Below are 21,660 nucleotides of genomic sequence, written 5' to 3' on the forward strand. Positions count from 1 at the left end.
GTTTTTATGAAAAAAAACAATATTTATTGTAAAACAATGACGTTTTTATTAGCGTTTATTATGTTGGTATCTGTTTTGCAAGTTTCAATTTTTGCTAATGTGCCAAGTGAGCTAAATCAATTTAATGATATTCCAGAAAATCATTGGGCAAAAACTAGTATTATTAAACTTGCTGAAAAGAGAATAGTTAATGGGTATGAAGATAAAACTTTTAAGCCTGACAAGAAAATCACAAGAGGAGAATTTATTAGTATAATTAATAAATCTTTTGATTTTTCAAAAAAAGCTGATGTGAAATTTAGCGATGTATCATCAGAGCTATGGTGCTATGAAGGTATTTCAATAGCTGTTGGCGAAAGTTATACATCAGGGTATCCAGATGGGACATTTAGACCAAATTCAGAGGTTACTAGAGCTGAGGCTGCGGCTTTTCTAACAAGGATATTTTCAAAAGAAAAGAATATAGAGAAAGAACAGAAATTAGATTTTAAGGATGAAATTCCATCATGGGCTAGAAATTCAATAAATTTAATGATAGAAAAAGGGTATATGAAAGGCTATCCAGATGGAACTTTCAAGGCAGACAAATCAATTACAAGAGCAGAGATTTGTGTATTAATTGATAGTGCAGAAGAGGGAATTAAAGAATATAAGCGTTTAGTTGGGAAAAAGAAAGACCAAAACATTAAAACAAATGAAGTAAAGGAACGCAAGAGTTCATCAACAAATAGCAATAGTTATAACAATTCTTACTCAGGTAATAGCTCTTATGGACCAAGTACACCAGATAAGCCTAATGTTCCAGATAAACCAAATGTTCCAAATAAACCAGAGCTACCAGATAAGCCTAGCCTTCCAGATAATAAGTCAAACCCGTTAAAAATGACTAGCGTAGGAAACAATCTTTATTTATTTGAAGTGGATAAAGAGGCTAATAAAGAAGAAATTAAAAATATTTTAGGTGAACAATACCTTTCATCGAAGAATTATTGCATAGGTAAAGTTTTTAAGGATACTACAAAAGTACTTTTATATGCAGAAGATCTTAAAATAAAATGCGAAAAATTTAATGGTAAACTTCCAGAAGTTACAAGCGGTATCTATATGGATAAAGATGGAGAACTTGTAGCTTATGATGACAAAGATGCTAGTGAAAATATTACTCTTTTTGTTGGGGAAGTTAAATTAGATAAACCTTTTAAAACAAGCAAAACTGTACTTGGTCTTAAGGGCAATCAAATTAATGGTGGACTAGATTTACAATCTTCTACAAAAAGAATTGAAGGACTAAACTTTTTCTTAGAAGAAACACCAAAAGAAAGCATGATATTAGATTCGGCTATCTCTCAATCTGGTAGTACTAAGATGCCTATATCTGACTTAGAGATTATAAATAACACATTTAATTTTGGAAATAATGTTGGAAGTGCTAAAAACGGTATAAAAATCTTGTCTTCATTAGATAGTGGCTATTTAAAGATTAATAATAATACTTTTAAGGGTCTTGGTGCAGATATTGAAGGTAAAAATTACAATAATTCTGCCATTGGAATTAATACTAGAACTAAAAATGGAACACTTACAGAAATTAAAGAAAATAAAATACTAGGATATGGATATCACGGTATAGGCGTTACTGTTAGTGAAAATGCTAGTTTAAGTGTAGAGGGAAATATATTAGAAGACATTGGCCAGAATGGTATTGATATCAATCTTTTCGGTAGAGGAAAGGACATAAACGTAAAGAATAATATTATTTCTAAATACGGTTCTAAAGAAATAAAGACGACAAGTTTCACTGATCCAGCAGGAAAAGTGGGTAATAGATTTGAAGTTGGACTTGGCATTGCATATGTAGATAAAAGTGTGTATGGTGTCAAGATAAATGAAAAATATTATGATGATAAGGATAAATTTTTAAAAGACTTATTTGAAATTAATACAATTGCTTCAAAAGAGCAAAATGATAAAAATGAAGGAGTTTTAAATTGCACTCCTATATACATGGGTCATCAAACTAGATTTAAAAAACCTGTAGATGAAATCAATAAGGAGTATTCTAGACTTCAAAACGAAGAATTAATTATTGTAAAAGATGATGATAAGGATTTAATAATTCCAAATGAAAAAATTAAAAGTAAACAAGTAAAATCTATTAAGATAGTTGGTAATGGTGGCGGAAAAGTTATATTAAACCCATCTTTAACAATTACTGATGATTTAACTATAGATTTACCAAATGCAAATTTACAAAACAACGCCAATGTTGAAAAAGAAAAAGTTCATATCTTAAATATTAGAGATAATGATTATTCCAATTTTGTAATAAAACCACAATTTACAAATATAACTCTAAAAAATGCGGAAGAGCTTCCTGTTGAAATTTTAGAAATTAAAGATAAAACAGGAAATGTGGTTACAAAGGAAAAATCAACTCTTACAAATAACATTAAGGTTTTTGTTGGAGATAAAGAGACAACAGAGTTTAGAGTTAATGAAGAAAATGATAAGGTTATTTTAAACAAAACATTATTAAATAACTTATTGAAATTTTCAACTATAAAGATTGAATATAAAGATGAAGCAAATAATGTTTCAAAAGTTCAAAAATCTTTTGATATTTCGGTAGACAATAGCTCTTCTATGAAGGCAGAGTTTGAAGGAAATAAAGAAGCGACTATTTATGAAAGCTTTGCTCCTAATGAAGGCCTAAAAATAAAGATAAATGAGATTAAAGATGCTAGTGGAAATAATGTAGAAATTTCTAAAACAAAGCTTGTAGAAAATTTAAAAGTTAGAATATCTTATAGCGAAGCTAAAAAAGAAGATTTTGAAGTAAATGGCGATACGATAACAATAAAGAAAACTTTCTTAGACATGATTTCAACTCCTGTTTTTGGGAAATCACATGATGTAGTTGTATCTTTAACAGACTTAGATAATAATATTTTAGATGCGAAGACAACACTTAAACTGAATATTGTAAATAATTCTAGTGTAAAAGTCGAACCTGTAAGTACTCTTACATTTACTCAAGGGAATGCACCTATTAACGGAATGACATTTAAAATAACAAGCATAAGAAATTCAAAAGGTCTAGAATTAGAGAAAAATGATGTCGATTTGGAAAATTGCCTAGATATTGAACCATTCCCAACAAACTGGGGCGATGATAGTATAGAAAATCTTGGTAATGGTAACTTCCGTTTTAATAGAAAATATTTAGATATCGATTCAGATAAAAAAACAGTAACAATTAAAAAAGAATACCTAGATAAATTGCAAATAAATGATAAGGACACTGAGTTTGGTACAAAACAAATAATTGTTAAATATAGAGATCCTAGAGTTGGAATAAACTTTAGGAGTGAAAAGTTTATTATTCATATTAAAAAGGCTTTAAAACCACTAAGCGAAGACACTACTATAACTTCAACAAAATATGAAATAAAAGAGAATACTATAAAGCCTATTAACAATTCAATTAACAATAAGACAAGTGTATCTGAATTTATTAAAAACATTGTAAAGGGAAATGAAAGACAAGTTCTTAGAGTCTATTCAAAAGAATATATAAACAATAATAGTTTATCTTATGAAAATATATATAAATATAAGAAAAGCTATGAAAACATCCAAAACAATGATTATTTGGTAGTAACAGCTGAAAATGGAAAGAATACAAAAATTTATCAAATTATATTTGAAGAACACCAAGATAATTCTTTAGTTATTTCTATTAAAGATAAAAGTATAGTTTCTAATTTTGGTACAACATTTATTGAAGTTTCAGAAAATGCTACATTGGATCAGATAAAAAATGCACTAGAAGTTCAAGAGAATGCAAGTATTAAGATTGAAAACAATAATGGCGAAGATACTACAGATGTTAGGGATGGATATATCTTAATTGTTCAAAAATATGAACAAAAGGAAGAAAGAACCATTAAATTAAAATATGCTAAAAAGACATATAGGGCATTAATTGTCGCAAATAGTGATTATGGTAATGACAAGCTTAATTTAGTAGGACCAAAAACAGACAAGGTGCTAATGAAAAAAGTGTTTGAAAACCAAGAAATAGATTCAAATAAATTCGAGAATATCACTGTTGTTGAAAATACTAAGAAACAAGAATTTTTGAATAAGATTAGCGAGGCTTTCAAGGGAGCTAAGTCCAATGATGTAAGTTATTTATATTATTCTGGACATGGAAATAATGTAGATGGCATAAGTTATATTTGTACTACAGATTATGCAGAAAACAAAGAAAAGCAAATAAAACTATGGATTAGTGTAAATGAATTAAGAGAAGCTTTAGATAAGATACCAGGAACAAAAGTGTTAATACTTGATTCTTGTAATTCTGGCGGTTTTATTGGCAAGAAAGTAGATGCTGTAACAACTTCTACTTCAAAGACAAGCTTAGCTATAAATTCAAAAGAATTTAATGAAAATATACAAAGGGCTTTTGATACTTCATTATTAAGAGAGCGTTCAGTTGGATATCTTACAACTAATGAATATAAAGTGTTAACAGCTAGTTCAGAAGATGAATACTCTTTTGAAGATAAAAAAGAAAAAGTAGGTAAATTCACTAAAGTTTTATCTCGTGTTGCTGGAATAAATGGCGATGTTGTTGGAGATGTTGACAATAACGGAAAAATCTCTCTCGAAGAAGCCTATAAGTATTTAGAAGATAATGTTGTGTATACATCTCACATTCAAGCATTCCCAAGAAATGACTCTTATACAATATTTGAAGTAGGTTCAAATGCAAAACCAATTAGTAATGATAAAAAAGTTACTTCTGTAAAAAATTCAGAAAACAAGGACAATTTAAATATTATTATAAATGGTGATAGAGGGTTAATAAAATCAGGAGAATTTAAAATAACCGATAAAGTTACAGTAGCAGAGTTTTTAAAGCAAATTCAAAAAGGGCATCCAAATCAAGAACTAAAAGTTGTAAGACTCATTCCTTCAAGGGTAGAAAAGAAAGATACAGAATTGCTTGAAAAACTAGACTATCTAGAAGTTACAGCAGAAGATGGAACAAAGGCTAATTATGTTATAACTGTAGAAAAATCTAAGGAAGCTTCTGATTTAAGTATAACTTCAAAGAAAGATGATAAAGAAATTGGTTTTTATACTATAATACCAAGCAAAAAAACAATAAGTAGTAGTCTTAAAAAGATAACAGAAAATACTACAGTAGAAGAATTCTTATCAAACATTGAAAAGGGACATGCTAAGCAAAGCCTTAGTGTAGCTGATAAAATAGGCAATACAAAAAGTACTAGTGACAAATTAGCTACTGGAGATAAGCTTATTGTAAGAGTTGAAACTGGAGAAAAAGATGAATATACTATTATTCTTGAAGAAAAAAAGACAGGATTAGTATTTAGAAATAGTGCATTTACAGTTGAAACTGGTGCAGGTCCATTTGGTAATAAAATCAAGTCAGGAAATAAGGCATTAGATACCAACGTAACAGTAGAAGAGTTCTTAAACCTTATTGAGAATAAAAATGAATTCCTATCAATTAAGGTTAATAGCGGTGTAACCTATGAACCAAAGATGGGCAAAGAAAAGTTAGAACAAGGGGACTTTGTATTGCTATCTCCGAATTCTGGGGGATATCCTCAAAGATATATTTTAATTGTAAAACCTGCGATTATGCCTAATCCAAGTATAGAGATATCAAAAGTAGATTTTGGAGATAATTTCACTGTAGACCACGACAAAAAGACTATTTCTTCAGGTAGAGTAAAACTTACTACAGAATTAACTGTAGGAGAGTTTTTGGGCTATGTTGTAAATTCTAATGATTTTAGCAAATTAGAAGTAAGAAAGGCTAAGAGTTCAGATAAATTAAAAGAGGGAAATACTCTTCGTATTACTGCTAAAAATGATCCTAAGAAAATAACAAAAGTTTATAACTTAATTTTTGAAGAAAGTGAAGTAAAAGAAATTCATCCAGATTTTGGGGAAGATTTTATCGTAGACTCAAGCAATAAATTTTCTCTGAAAATTAAATCTCAAAATACGAATATAACTGAAGCTATGACTGTTAAAGAATTCCTATCTAAGTTAAGAAATAGGGATAAGTTCAGTGGTATTAAGTTTAAAAGAGGTTGGGATGAATTAACTGATGAAAGTACGCTTAAAGACGGAGACAAAATGCAAGTCACAATAAAGAAGCCATCTTCAAGTCTAGCTCCAGTTAATGAAACAAAAATCTATATAATAGAAACTTATAAAGATTTAGAGTTAGAAGTTCCAGATTTTGGAGGAGCATATAAGTTTGGGACAATTAAGAAAAATGAAATATCAGGAGATAGAGAAGAACTTACAAGTGATATAACTGTAAAAGAATTTATTGGTAAAATTAAAAATGCTGATAAATACGATAGTATAAAGATACAAAAAGCATATGAAGAAACAATAAAAAATGACACCGATAAAATAGAAAGTGATGATAAGTTAATTTTAAAAAAGGGAAATAAAGAAGCAGTTTATAAATTAATTAATGTAACTGATAATAATGGCGGAATATCCATACCATCTTTTCATTTGATTAATCTTTTGTAAATTCTTTATAAGTTGTTTATCAAATTAAATTTTACAATAAATAATTAATTAAGAATATGGCTTAAGAAATGAATCTGTATACTATATATTTTTGAAAATCATATAGTGTACAGATTCAAGTTATAATCGAAATCAACTAAAGTAAGCTTGGAGTTTATGTATTATTTAGATACGGGATACCAATTTTCTAAATACGAGATGATTAAAAAATTATAAAAGAATTTAGTACATAATACTTTTATTGAAATACTATTTCAAGTTTATTTTATAAAAATATAAAAAAAGGAAGGTTTTAAAATTGTTGAAAAGAATATTTGTTTTTTTTCTAGCTTTTACTATTTGTTTAACATCTTTAAGTCCTGTAATGGCATATAGTGAAAATGAAGGGAATATTGAAGCTGCTAGTATAGAAAAGACTAATAAAAAATTTGAAAAAATAAAAGAATCTTTAATTAGAAGAGGTGTTTTAGTAAATCAAAATGAAAGAATTCCAGTTCTATTGGTATTAAAAGATAAAGATGAATACAAAATTAAGGATTTTTCTTTTAGTTCAATAGATAAAATTTGCGATCAGATAAGTTTATCTAAAAGATATCATGAAAAATTTATAACAGATTTTGAAAAATTATTGGGACACAATGTATACTTTGAAGAAGTTAGTTATATTGTAAGTCAAAGCTTGAGTTTAAATTTAAGTTTGGATGAACTTAAAGTTTTGAGTGAAATAGACGATGTCGAAAGAATATCATTGAATTACCCAGACCTGAAACTTGCAAAAAGACCTCAAGAATACAAAATAAAACTTATGGAAAGAAGCTATAATCCAGAAACTACCTTTGGTAGGGGGGAATTAATTGCCATAATAGATTCTGGTTTTGATACAGACCACAAAGATTTTATTATGGAAGATGTTACAGGTGCAAAATATGAAAGTGAATCGAAAATAAATGAAGTGCTAAGTAAATTAAGAACAGCTTCCCCAGAGAATTATCAAGGTAAATGGATAAATAATAAATTTCCTTATGGATTTAACTATGCTAATAATACAGATAATGTTTCAGGTGGTAATCCTTCACATGGGACTCATGTTGCTGCTATTGCAGCTGCTTCAAAAGGATTTAAAGGACAAGCACCTAATGCACAAATACTGGCAATGACAATATTTGCAGGAGAAAATAGTGGTACAGAGCCAAGCAAATATGTAAAGGCAATTGAAGATAGTATCGTTTTAGGGGCTAGCTCCATAAACATGAGTATAGGTGTACCAAATTCTACACTTAGAAATGTAGGAGAAGACGTATTAAAGGCTGTAGATGTAGCAAGAAAAGCTGGGGTTTTAGTTAGTGTATCTACAGGTAATTCAGCACATACAGACTCTGAAATACAAGCACCTAAAAAAGATCAGCCGAATTATGGGACTGTATCCGACCCAGCCATAATAAAAGATGTTATAGCCGTGGCATCGATGAATAATGACAGTGTGGTTCTTCCATATTTGGAAGTTAAGGGTGAAAAAATCCCTTATTATCCATGCCAAGAAGAGGCATTAATCGAAGCATATGACCAAGAACTTGAATTAGTTGATGTAGGGCATGCTACGAAAGAAGAAGTTAGTAAAATGTCAGGCGATTATTTAAAAGGGAAAGTTGCTTTAATAGAAAGAGGATTAAATCGTTTTGATGAAAAAGTTGCCTTGGTTGCATCAAAGGGAGCTAAAGCAGCTATAATTTATGACAATACTGATAGTGATGATTGGGTTAATATGGGAATTAAAGACCCTGCTATTATGCCAATCTTTGTTTTAAGATCCGCAGGCTTAATATTAAAAGAAAAATCAAAGTCATCAGCTTTTGTGGTTATAAAGAAAGAAAAAAATAGTTTTAAATTAAACAACGATGGAGAAATGTCATATTTTTCAAGTTGGGGACCAAGCCCAGAGTTCGATTTAAAACCTGAAATAACAGCGATAGGAGGACATGTTTGGGCGGCTCAACCTGGAAATACGCATGGAGATAAATCAGGGACATCAATGGCAGCTCCACAAGTAGCAGGAATAGCAGGGTTGTTACAAGAAAGGCTAAAAAAAGATAATGATCTTTTATTACCTAGCGATAATTCAGATAGTGATAAATCTAAAAATTATGATTTAATTAAAAACTTATTGATGTCAACTGCTCAGCCTAATAAATTAAAAAATGAAAACTATTATGTATCTCCTCGTAAACAAGGGGCAGGTTTAGTTAGCAAGGAAAATGTACTGAGAACATATGCGTATGTGAGTTCATTAACTCCTAACAAGGATAAAGAGGTTTCTAAAATAAACTTAGGAGCAGTAGATACGAGATTTAATTTAAATTTCACTGTTCATAATATAAGTAAGACTAAGAATCTTATATTTAATAAGATAGTTGTAACTTGCCAAACAGATAAATTAGATTCTTCAAAAAAAGGATTTATAATTCCTTTAGGAGTTGAAAAAATTACAAATGATATTACAAGAGAAGAAGAAATTAATTTAAAACCAGGTGAAAGTAAAAATATAAATTTATCTCTTGATATTTCTGAAAAAGACAAAGATATATTGAAAGATTTCATAAATGGATATTTTGTTGAAGGATTTATAAAAATAGTTTCAAATACTCCAGAACAACCAGATATAGGACTACCTTATATAGGATTTAGAAAAATTGATAAGGATGGAAATAAAGTAAATTTCTATGACACTCCTGTTTTAGAAAGACCTATATATGAATTCACTGATTTATCAGAAAGCTCTAATGATTACCCGAAATATTATAGACAAAAAAATTCTGAAAAAACAAATCCTTTTACAAGCTTAATAGGAAAGAATAAAGAAAAAGTTGTAGTTTTAGGAGAAACTACAAAAACAGGAGATTTTATAAGAAAATTTGAAAAAGAGAAAATAGCTTTTTCACCAAACAATGATGGGAATTTAGATTATGTAAGTTTAAGAGGGGTATTTATTTCTCAATATATACAAGATCATATAAAGGTTTATAATATCAAAGATGAATTAGTTTATGAAGGTAAGATAAATCATTCTGGAGAAACACTAATTGGAGATAATGGGAAAAAAATAGACGGGATAATTGATGTTGGTAAAAAGAATGAAGCTTTATCTGAGTCAGGCGATGGACATATTTATTCTGAAAGTGACAAATATAATTGGGATGGAAAAGATTCAGGTGGCAATTTGCTTACTGAAGGAAAATATAAATACGTGTTTTATGCAAGAGGTGTAGACGAGAAGGCTAAGGAACAAAAATATGAATTCAATATCATTTTAGATAAGACTAAACCAGAGCTGATAAACATGGAATTAATGGATGGTTCTATAAATGCAGATATTGCGGAGAATGGAAGCGGAGTTTCTAAAGCTTTAATAGAAGTTTATGATAAGGATGGAAATCTAGAATCTAAAAAATATATGGATTATAGCGAAAAAATTTCAATTCCATATGATAAGGATAAAATTACTAGTACGTATTTAAGAATTGAAGATTTTGCGGGCAATGTGTTTTTTAAATCTATAAAATCAATTTTACAAAAAGAAGATTTGGGAAGTTTATCGGTAGACTTTAAGAAAAACACATGGGGAAATAACTATTTAGATGTGAGTTTAGACAAAAAAGATTATGAAATAAAAATTTATGATGAAAAAGATCAACTATATTTAGGAATGGAAGATTTGCCAGTAGGAAAATACAAGGCAAAACTTATATTAAAATCTATAGAATATTCTTGTGAAAAACCAGAAATAGACTTTGAAATAACAAAATCAAACATCAATCCTAGCATTACTTTTATTCTTAAAGGAACATTCCCTAGTAATATAAGTTTGCCAATAAAAGTTTATACAAAGAAGGGCGACTTTGAAAAGATAGGAAGACCTAAAATTAGGTTAACAAATAAAAGTGGTTATAGTATTGATGTTGAAGCTAAATCTGGTTTTGGCTCAAAGATATCTAATGAATTTAAAACCAAAATATCCGAAGGAGAATGGACTGCAGAATGTATAAGTACTGCTAAGGATTGGAAATTAATCCCTGAAAAAATAACATTTACAGTGGGGCAGTACGGAAAAATTAACGAAGATGTAGAATTTCTATATATTGGTCCTAAATTTAATCAAATCCTACCGCAATTTGATACCAGTCAAGCCCAAGGCATAAATGAAAATGATATTGGGTTAGAGCTTGAATATATCCTAAGTGGTGATGATTTTAAAGAATGGGACAGACATAAGTTTGCTGGAAAGAATTTGGAGTTACCACCAGCATGTTATAAGGCAAAAGTAAAATTACCAGAAGGTTACTTTTCTGATCCTGCACAAATCGAACTAGATCTAAGAGAAAAAAGTGCAGCACCAAAATTTAAAATTTACAAGAATGATAATTCTAAAAAAGGGTGTTTTAGTATCAATACAAGGGTAGATGGAGTATTAAATAATAATTTTGAAGTAAAATATAAAGTTACAAATGAAAAAGGAGAAGAAATAAAAGAGTTTGAAAATCTACCTTATGGAGTTTATAAAATTGAAGCTATTACCTCAGTAGTTGGTTACTTTGTAGATAAACCTATATTAGAATATAGTTTAGGACCAAGCACAAATAATAAAAATTTAGACTTTAACTGGAAAAGCTTTAAAAACTTAGATAAGAAAGGCGAATTAGCTATTTGGCCTGATTGGGGATTCTATGGACAAACTGATGCTGGAATATTTAATCAGCTTTTAAATGGAAAGCCTTATATTTACAAATTAAGAAGAATAGATAAAAAACAAAATGATTTAGAATTTAAAATGCCATATCCTGGTTATAACCAAAGAATTAATATTCAAGATATTCCTTACGGTGTATATTCACTTAATGTAGACTTATCAGAAATAAACGGTTATTACGTCGACAAACCAACAAGTCAAATAGTAATTTCTAAAGACAGAAGCACACTTAATATAAAATACGGGAAAACGCCATATCCTATAAAAGATTATACTATAAGCCTAAATAATTCTGCGGGGATTAAAATAACAAGTAATAAAAGCACAAGTAAAGAAGGGGAATTTGTAGAATTAAATTATAGCGGCAACTTAAATGGAAAAGTTTTAAGTGGTTTTTATCTTGACTATGAGATTGAGTATCAGGTTCCAGATGGTTTTTATGGAACAAAAACAGAAGTAAAAAAAGAAAGAGAGTTTTTATACCCTGATAGCAGTGGAAACTTCAAGTTTATAATGAGGAGCGGTAATCTCAAAGTTACTCCAAAGCTTGAAGATAAAAAAATTATTCATAATATAGAAATTTTGCCTTCGGAAAATGGAACTGTCCAAGTAAATAAAAATAAAGCTGTAGCTGGGGAAGGAATTTCTATATCGGCAATAGCAAATGATGGTTATGTTCTGGATAAGATATTATGTAACGATAAAGAACTAGAAAAGGCAGAGTTTATAATGCCTGATAAAGATGTGAAACTTAAAGTAATATTTAAAAAAGTGAGTTTAAATTTTGAAAAACTTATTGAAGCTATTAATATTGCAAAAGGAAAACTTGCTGAAAAAGAAATATTAATTAGTCAAGACGGTTCGGATATACCTTTAGGTAAAAAATGGGTTAAAAAAGATGATTATGAAAATCTTAACACAGTTCTTAAAGAAGCTGAAAGTATAATAAACAAGGCAGATAGTCAAGAAGCAATCGAAAAAATAAACGATAAATTAAATGAAGCTATTAGTTCTTTGAAATTTAATGAAGGAAAATTAATAATAAAAAATGTTACTGTTATAAGTTTAGAATCTGATGGAAAATCTGAAACAGAAACTACAAAAACTATTACTTTAAAACTTTCCGAAGAAATTAATCTTAAAATTGAAGATATAAATTTATTAGGAGCAAAGGTTGAAAAAATTGAGAAGACTGAAAATATTTATAAAATATTTATAAAAGATATCGGTGTAAAAAATGAAGAAAATTTAACTTTATCTTTAAAAAAATTAGGCTATAAATTTTCTAATGATAATATTCAAGTAAAAGTTTATGTAGAGAAAAAAAATGAATCAGATAAACCAGAAGAGGATAAGCCTAATTTAAAACCTAATGTTAAACCAAAAGAAGGGTCTAACGAAAATGCTCAAAGGGGCTTTGATAATTATACTGATAATAGAGGTTATAATTCTGCTAAAGTATTTTCTATCCCAGTAATAGTGAAAAAAGAGGTGAACTCTTCTAAAGAAATTAATAAAATCGATTATGAAAAACATTGGGCTAAAGAATTTATAGCTAAGGTCCTTAATAAAAAAATTATGGAAGATAAAGATGGAAATTTTGAACCAGACAAAAAAGCTACAAGACTTATTTTAGTTAAGGCTTTAGCTAAACTTCAAGGAATTAATCCTAATGACTACAAAGATAAAAACTTTAAAGATTTAGACATCAGCTCTGAAGATACAGGCTATATTAATTGGGCATATAAAAATAAAATAGTTATGGGCTATGAAGATGGTGAATTCAAAAAAGATAGAGAAATAACTAGAGAAGAAGTAGCGGCTATTTTAAATAGATATGTGGAAAATTTAAACATCAAGAGAAAAGATGCAAAAAATATTGAGTTTAAGGATGAAAAAGATATATCCGATTGGGCTAAGCTTGAAGTTAAAAAAGCTGTAAAAAGAGGATTGTTTGAAGGCAGAAATAATGGAAAATTTGCACCAAAAGACAGTATAACAAGAGCGGAAATTGCTAGAGTTATTGTGAATTTGATGAATAATTAAATATGAAATTTAGGAATAGGTACATTTTTTAATGTGCCTATTTCTATATTTCAAAGTTGAGATAGTCGATTTTTAAGCTGTACATGATTTAAGGCAACAAGCTAAAGACAATAAATTAAGATTTAAAATATATTCTACTTAAAATTATTAATAAACTCTTTAACGAATTCTAGAAGGAAATCTAAATGCCTTAAATTCAATTATTACATTTAATAGAATAGCCATTGAGAAATATAGAATCTATTACATAGAAAAAAAGATAATTTTATTTGTTTGTAAACTAGATACAATTAAACGCATAGAATGAGCCAGACGATCCAACATCTTCAAAACATCCTCAAATTTTCATTAAAAATTTTTTCTAACTATTATATATTTATTTTTGTTATTCTCTTTTTACCGAACATGATATCATTAACAGGTGAAAATCTTCTATGTTCATTAGCAACAGAATCTTGATTAATCTTTAGATATTTCTTAGTCATTTTAATATCACTATGACCCATTAAATATTGGAGATAAACTATGTTACCGCCGTTTTCTAAGTATGTTGTAGCGAAGTAGTGTCGAAGTTGATAGGGGGTAATCCTATCTTCTCCACAGAGTTCTAAGATATCGCAGTACCTAGCAAACTTTCTTTGTATAGCAGTTGTGGATAACTCTTTACCAGAATCAGATAGGAAGAGATTATTAGACTTGAAGTTATTTCTCTTATTAATTTCAAAAAGCCTCTTAACATATTTAATCACTCCATCAGATAAGGGAAGTATCCGAGATTTATTACATTTTCCAATACTTGGGGTAATCCGAAGATCCTTATTATAATAGTCAAACAAATTTTCATAGACTTGCACCGCTTCAGCTGGTCTTATCCCAGTATCCAAAGTCAACAATATGAAAACATAGTCTCTAAATTCAGTATAAGAATTTAAGTCTAAAAGACTCAAGATCTTTTTCAAACTCTCTTTCTCAGCTGGTCTAGGTTCAGCATCTTCTTTCTTTCTTTTTATCCCTAACTTCACTATAGGATTTTCTTCAATTATCTCCCTCTCAATCAAGAAATTAAAATAAGTATTGAGTCTTTTTCTGTATCCGTTGTAGCCACCCTTTAAATCTCTTTTTTCAAGAAAGAAATTCAAAACTTTTTCTTCAAGATTATCTCCACGAGCAACTTCATTAAAAACAGTAAAGTCTTTGCTGTAACCATATAATGTATTATAGGATAAACCCTCCATAGCCTTATATTTTAAAAAGTTCAATTGATTACAATCTAAAGCACTAACATCAAATTCAAACATACGCCTTTGCTCCTTTCTTTAATTTTCTTGGTTCTTCAGAGTCCTAAAGTTTTTCAAAAAAAAAGAAAGGACACGAACCTAACTAAGTTCGTATCCAAAAGCGTCTCCCAAAACCATCTATTTGTCGCTGGTTTGGAAGTCAACAGTTTCTTGGTGCCCAGAGCCGGAATCGAACCAGCGACACGTAGATTTTCAGTCTACTGCTCTACCGACTGAGCTATCTGGGCATATGGTGGGCCTTCAGGGACTCGAACCCCGGACCTACCGGTTATGAGCCGGGCGCTCTAACCGACTGAGCTAAAGGCCCCTACTTAAAGAGTCTTGGCGGAGAAAGAGGGATTTGAACCCTCGCGACCCTAATGAGCCCTACTCCCTTAGCAGGGGAGCCTCTTCAGCCTCTTGAGTATTTCTCCAGTATCAATTCCCTACGGTTATGTTTTCCGCATCACTCTTAATAGTATATATGACCATCTAAGAATTGTCAACAGAAAAATTTGAGATAAATCTATCTCTTTGGAATTGCTATTCTATTTTAACATTTTAAATTATATAAGTAAAGAAAAAATTTTTTTTGGGGGGATTATTTCCGTGAAAACTAGTTTTTTACCTAAGGAACATACATTTGACAAATATTTTTCTTCTCATTAAGATATAATATATTAGAAAGAATATATTTATATAAAAGGTTAGATTATGGATTTTAAGATACATTCAAAATTTAAACCCACTGGAGATCAACCGGAAGCTATTGATGGTTTGGTCAAGGGTTTAAACAAAGGTTATAAACATCAAACTTTGCTGGGAGTTACTGGCTCGGGCAAGACTTTTACCATGGCAAATGTAATTGAAAAGGTGCAGAGACCGACTCTTGTAATCGCACACAACAAGACTCTTGCATACCAACTTGCCAGCGAGTTTAAGGAATTTTTCCCAGAAAATGCAATTGAATACTTCGTCAGTTACTACGACTACTATCAACCGGAAGCGTATGTGCCTGGAACGGATACTTTTATTGAAAAGGATTCTTCTATAAACGATGAGATCGATAAACTGAGACACTCTGCAACCATGGCTCTTTTTGAAAGAAGAGACGTGGTTATTGTGGCGTCTGTATCTTGTATCTATGGTCTTGGTGATCCGATTGATTACGAGCATCTTGCAATTTCTCTTCGCCCTGGTATGATAAGGGACAGAAACGAAATCATGTCTAAGCTTGTGGATATTCAATACGTTAGAAACGATATAAATTTCATAAGAGGGACATTTAGAGTTAGGGGAGATACTTTGGAAGTATTTCCTGCATCTAGTTCCGATAGATCCATTCGTATTGAATTTTTTGGTGACGAAATCGATAGAATTACTGAAATAGATACTCTAACTGGAAATATAACTGGATATTTAAACCACGCATTTATAACTCCTGCATCCCACTTTGCAACTTCTTCTGAAAAGGTGGACAGGGCGATTGAAACTATAAAGATTGAACTGGACGAGAGATTAAAAGAACTTCGCGGTCAGGAAAAATTACTTGAAGCGCAAAGGCTTGAACAGAGAACCAACTACGATTTGGAAATGCTTCAAGAGATGGGATTTTGTTCTGGAATAGAAAACTATTCGAGACATCTGTCCGGTAGAGAGCCGGGAAGTCGTCCATACACTTTGATAGATTATTTTCCGAAGGATTTTCTTTTAATTATTGACGAATCCCACGTGACCATTCCTCAAATTCGAGGAATGTACAACGGTGATAGATCTAGGAAGCAGACCTTGGTGGACTATGGTTTTAGACTTCCATCTGCCCTAGACAATAGACCCCTTAGGTTTAACGAGTTTGAGTCCATGGTCAATCAGGCAATCTATGTCAGTGCCACACCTGGACCTTACGAAAAGGAACATCAAGAAAATTATGTGGAACAGATCATAAGACCTACTGGACTTCTCGATCCAAAGATTGAGGTAAGACCTATTAAAGGTCAAATCGATGACCTAGTTTCTGAAATAAATAAGAGGGCAGAAAAAGGCGAGAGAACTCTTGTCACTACACTTACGAAAAAGATGGCGGAGGACCTTACCAAGTATTTTAAAGAACTTGGAATCAAGGTTACCTATATGCACTCCGACGTGGATACCATCGAGAGAATGGAAATTATTAGAGATCTTCGTCTAGGTGTTTACGATGTGCTAATTGGAATCAACCTTCTTCGTGAAGGTCTGGACCTACCAGAGGTTTCCCTCGTTGCAATCTTAGATGCGGACAAGGAAGGTTTCCTTCGTTCTGAGACTTCTCTTATACAGACATCTGGTCGTGCTGCGAGAAATGTGGACGGCATAGTAATCATGTATGCGGATACCATCACCAAGTCAATGGATGTAACCATAACCGAGACAGAAAGAAGAAGAAAGATTCAAAATCAGTACAATATAGATCACAATATTGTTCCTAAGACCATCGAAAAAGGAATTAGGGACGTCATCGCCACTACAATTGCATCAGAAAGTAACGAAACTTACAAAGTGGATGATGAATTTACAAATGATGAAATAGAAGCCATGATTGAAGGCTTAAAGGTTAGAATGTACAAAGAGGCAGAGGGCTTGAACTTCGAAGCTGCTGCTGAAATTCGTGATAAAATAGAAGAACTTAGAAAGAAGATGATTGATTGACAGATAATATTGTTATAAAAGGCGGAAGGCAACACAATTTAAAGAATGTGAATCTAACTCTGCCGAGAAATAAATTTATAGTTTTTACAGGACTATCTGGATCTGGCAAGAGCTCACTGGCTTTTGACACCATCTATGCGGAAGGACAAAGAAGGTATGTTGAGAGTCTGTCCTCCTATGCGAGACAGTTCTTGGGTCAGATGGATAAGCCAGAAGTTGAGAGTATAGAAGGGATGAGTCCTTCTATTTCTATTGACCAAAAAACAACCAGCAAGAATCCTCGTTCAACCGTTGGTACAGTAACGGAAATTTATGACTACTTGAGACTTCTCTTTGCAAGGGTGGGTCATCCTTACTGTCCAATCTGCGGCAAGGAAATAACTTCCTACACAGTAGACCAAATGGTTGACAGAATTATGGAACTGGAGGAGAGAAGTAGAATTGTAATCCTCGCTCCAGTGGTGAGAAGAAGAAAGGGAACCCACAAAAAAGTTCTCGATAAGATAAAGAAAGATGGATTCATAAGAGCGGTTGTAGATGGCGAGATGCTTGACATAACTGCAGAAGAAGTGGAACTGGACAAGAATACATTCCACGATATTTCCATAGTAGTAGATAGACTTATAGTTAAAGAAGGAATCGAGTCAAGACTTAGCGATTCCCTTGAGCTTGCTCTAAATGCCAGCGACGGAATTGTAAATGTCGATGTTATAGATGGAGAGACCTTTGTGTTTTCATCTAAACTCGCTTGTCCGGATTGTAATATTGTAATAGAAGAGATCACTCCTCGTTCATTTTCATTTAACAGTCCACTGGGAGCCTGCGAAGTTTGTAATGGACTTGGATTTTCTAAAGAGCCTGATCCAGAACTGATCATTCCAAACAAGGACCTATCCATAAGCGAAGGAGCCATCGCATCATTTTCAAATGTGGACGGAACCTACTACATGGAAATCTTCAAACAGATTGCAAAACATTATAAATTCAGCGAGAAAGCACCGATTAAAGATGCTCCTCCTGAAATGATAAATGACATTCTCTACGGAACAAAGTACAATGTAAATATAAAGTACAAGTCAATGTTTAGTGGTATGACCGGATTCAAAGGCAACTGGGAAGGCGTAATTTATAATTTAAAGAGAAGGTATACTGAGACTAGTTCCGACAGAGTTATAGACAAGATTGATGAATTTATGTCTGACGAACCTTGCCCAAAATGTCATGGCAAGAGGCTAAAGGATGCGTCCTTAGCGGTAAAGGTAAATGGAAAAAATATTGCAGAAGTGACGGATATGTCCATCGTTGATGCTCTGGAATTTTTCAACAATCTAAAACTTTCTGAAAAAGAAGAGATAATCGCAAAACAGGTGCTAAAAGAAATAAGAGAGCGTCTAGGATTTTTAAAAAATGTCGGTCTCGATTATTTGACCATGTCCAGAATGGCAGGCACCCTTTCCGGTGGAGAGGCACAGAGAATTCGTCTTGCTACTCAAATAGGATCTCACTTGGTTGGAGTTATCTATGTCCTTGATGAGCCGAGCATTGGACTTCATCAAAGAGACAACGACAGACTTTTGAAAACTCTTAGAGAGCTTACAGATATTGGAAATACTTTGATTGTAGTAGAACATGATGAGGATACCATGAGAGCCTGTGATATGATTGTGGATATCGGCCCGAAGGCGGGAATCCATGGTGGTGAAATCGTCGCAACAGGCTCGGTGGAAGACATAGAAAAATGTGAAAGATCCATAACTGGACAGTATCTCTCTGGCAAGAAGAAGATAGAAGTTCCAAAGACAAGGCGTGAATATACAGGCAAGACCATAAAAATTCATGGAGCAGCGGAAAATAATCTAAAAGATATAGATGTTGAGATACCTCTCGGACAATTCGTCTGTGTTACTGGAGTCAGTGGCTCAGGCAAAAGTTCCTTGGTAAATGAAATTCTATACAAGGCCCTCGCTTCATCGGTAAACAAATCGAAGATCAAGCCTGGAAAATATAAATCAATCGAAGGATTAGAAAATATAGACAAGGTTGTAGACATTGACCAAAGTCCTATCGGCAGAACACCACGTTCAAACCCAGCAACCTACACAGGAACCTTTGATTTAATAAGAGATATATTTGCCATGACAAACGAAGCCAAGATGCGTGGATATAAGAAGGGCAGGTTTTCTTTCAATGTAAAAGGCGGAAGATGCGAAGCTTGTAGTGGAGACGGAATAATAAAGGTAGAGATGCACTTTCTACCAGATGTATATGTGCCTTGCGAAGTCTGCAAAGGAAAGAGGTACAATAGGGAAACACTACAAGTATTATTTAAAGGCAAAAATATTTCTGACGTGCTTGACATGACTGTGGAAGAAGCGATAGAATTTTTCGAGAACCATCCGAGGGTACTTCGCAAGTTAGAAACACTACAAAATGTAGGGCTATCCTATATAAAATTAGGACAACCATCCACCCAACTTTCTGGAGGAGAAGCGCAGAGAATAAAACTTGCAACGGAGCTATCCAAGAGAGGAACCGGAAACACCATCTACATTTTAGATGAACCGACAACAGGTCTTCACACTGCAGATATACACATGCTTATAGAAGTTCTCCAAGAATTGGTGGACAGGGGCAACACAGTTGTGGTGATCGAACACAATTTAGATGTAATAAAGACGGCGGACCACATAATCGATCTAGGACCAGAAGGAGGTTCTGGAGGAGGGACGATTGTGGCAACGGGACGCCCGGAAGAAATAGTTAAAAATAAAAATTCCTACACGGGAAAATATTTAAAGAAAGTGCTTGGTGACAATGAAAAAAAGAATTAAAAATATAGTATTAGCGGCGCTAATCATCATCTCAGCAGCATTACCAAATTCATCACTTGCCTATACAAGACCAAATAATTTTTCAAATTTAAAAGGTGCAGCAAGGATTGAAGGAATAAAGAGATTTCAAGCTGAGTTAAACGTGCCAACCACAGGAGTGGTAGATGCGATGACGAAAAAAGTACTTCACACTGAAAATATTAGAGTGAGGGACTATGTAAAACCACCGACAAATGGCAATTGGATCACAGTAAACCTAATCAACAGGATCTTGACTATGTACAAGGGAAATGAAGTTCTATATAAATTTCCGGTAGCGGTAGGTGCATCAGCAACACCAACTCCAGCGGTAAAGGGAAAGATTATGAATAAACACGTGAACCCAGCTTGGGGAGGAATGGGCGGAAAGTATAAGGCAACTTCGCCGGACGATCCGTACAATCCACTTGGAGAGAGATGGATGGGGTTAAACCTTGGTAAGTACAGCGGATATGGAATCCACGGCACCATCAAACCACATCAAATAGGAATGTATGTGTCCAACGGATGTATAAGAATGTTTAATCACGATATAGAAAACTATATCTTCCCAGCATCTAAAGTTGGTATGCCAGTTTATATTGGAAGAAATGAAGAGTTAAACTCCTGGGGCGTGTACCAATATTTTGAAGAAATAGATCCTAATGCAGCACCAAAAGATACACCTCAAAAACCAGTGGTAGAAAATTACGAAACAGAGGATCTATACGAGTATTAATTAAGTAAGAAAGTTCAAGAATAGTTCTTGGACTTTTTTGTTTGGGAAAATGTGTCTTGCATTTGTAGCGGAAACATTTTGCTTCCACAGCCGAAGGCTACAATAAACTTTGCAAATAGTTAACACCTATCTAGCGAAACCTCTCCCAATTAGTCATCCTGAGCGGCAAAGGCGTTAGCCTTTGAAGTCGAAGGGTCTTTGTACAGATTAACCACCCAATTGCAGTCACCCTGAGCGGAAGAGCCGAAGGCTCTGGAGTCGAATGGGTATAACCTCCGAGGGTCAAGTCAAGACAAGTGAAATAATTTCAAAAATTATGATAAATGTAAATAAATATCCTATACTTCTTTAAAACCATATTCTTTCTTCTTCAAATCTTTTTTTACGAGGGAGAGGGGCAGTCGAGTTCTGCAAATCAGCCTTCGCAATGCTCGGCTTCTTTGGAACTCTTTGCATAAGACCTGCTACGAAATCAAAGATTTCGGCTAGGGCTTCGAAGGATCTGACCTATATTTGACCTAGTCTAGGCAATTATTTCTCAAAAATTGCCAACTACAGTCACCCTGAGCGAGGAAATTTATTTCCGAGTCGAACGGGTATAACCTCTGGTGGTCAAGTCCTTGCAAATGAATTATTTTCAAATATCATAATAAATATTATTAAATATCCTATAAATAACCTAAACCAATTCTTTTTCCTTCCAATTTTCTTTTACGAGGGAGAGGGAAG

6 protein-coding genes and 3 tRNA genes are annotated in these 21,660 nt (G+C 32.4%); 5 read left to right on the forward strand and 4 right to left on the reverse strand.

Going from position 1 to position 21,660, the window contains the following annotated elements; translation table 11 throughout:
- The first annotated feature begins 6 nt into the window (after positions 1–6).
- Positions 7–6,594: an S-layer homology domain-containing protein gene (locus HMPREF9225_RS03910; protein ID WP_040551305.1), complete on the forward strand. Its 6,588-nt coding sequence runs from the start codon at positions 7–9 to the stop codon at positions 6,592–6,594.
- Positions 6,595–6,895: 301 nt separating this feature from the next.
- The gene (locus tag HMPREF9225_RS03915; protein WP_040551306.1) at positions 6,896–13,381 is read left to right on the forward strand and encodes a S8 family serine peptidase; all 6,486 of its coding nucleotides are present in this window, start codon (positions 6,896–6,898) and stop codon (positions 13,379–13,381) included.
- A gap of 368 nt (positions 13,382–13,749) precedes the next feature.
- Here the strand turns inward: HMPREF9225_RS03915 and HMPREF9225_RS03920 are convergent, their stop codons facing one another.
- The 4 genes from HMPREF9225_RS03920 to HMPREF9225_RS03935 form a co-directional block, all read right to left on the reverse strand.
- The gene (locus tag HMPREF9225_RS03920) at positions 13,750–14,679 is read right to left on the reverse strand and encodes a tyrosine-type recombinase/integrase (protein WP_008901647.1); all 930 of its coding nucleotides are present in this window, start codon (positions 14,677–14,679) and stop codon (positions 13,750–13,752) included.
- Positions 14,680–14,830: 151 nt separating this feature from the next.
- Positions 14,831–14,906, reverse strand: a tRNA-Phe gene (locus HMPREF9225_RS03925).
- 3 nt (positions 14,907–14,909) lie between these two features.
- Positions 14,910–14,986: transfer RNA gene (locus HMPREF9225_RS03930), tRNA-Ile, on the reverse strand.
- Between the two features lie 15 nt (positions 14,987–15,001).
- Positions 15,002–15,092: transfer RNA gene (locus HMPREF9225_RS03935), tRNA-Ser, on the reverse strand.
- A 280-nt stretch (positions 15,093–15,372) separates the two neighbouring features.
- Here HMPREF9225_RS03935 and uvrB point away from each other — a divergent pair.
- From uvrB to HMPREF9225_RS09785, 3 genes are read left to right on the forward strand one after another with little or no spacing between them, the layout of a single operon-like run.
- Positions 15,373–17,343 carry an excinuclease ABC subunit UvrB gene (gene uvrB / locus HMPREF9225_RS03940; protein ID WP_008901648.1) on the forward strand — a complete coding sequence of 657 codons (1,971 nt, stop codon included), beginning with the start codon at positions 15,373–15,375 and terminating at the stop codon, positions 17,341–17,343.
- On the forward strand, positions 17,340–20,174 hold the full coding sequence (uvrA, locus tag HMPREF9225_RS03945) for an excinuclease ABC subunit UvrA (RefSeq protein WP_008901649.1): 2,835 nt from the start codon (positions 17,340–17,342) through the stop codon (positions 20,172–20,174). Before uvrB ends, uvrA begins: the two co-directional genes overlap by 4 nt.
- Positions 20,158–20,931 (forward strand): L,D-transpeptidase, encoded by a 774-nt coding sequence (locus tag HMPREF9225_RS09785; RefSeq protein WP_008901650.1) that lies wholly within the window; start codon positions 20,158–20,160, stop codon positions 20,929–20,931. Before uvrA ends, HMPREF9225_RS09785 begins: the two co-directional genes overlap by 17 nt.
- Positions 20,932–21,660: the final 729 nt, after the last annotated feature.

Source organism: Peptoniphilus duerdenii ATCC BAA-1640, assembly GCF_000146345.1.
In the GTDB taxonomy this organism is placed as follows: domain Bacteria; phylum Bacillota; class Clostridia; order Tissierellales; family Peptoniphilaceae; genus Peptoniphilus_B; species Peptoniphilus_B duerdenii.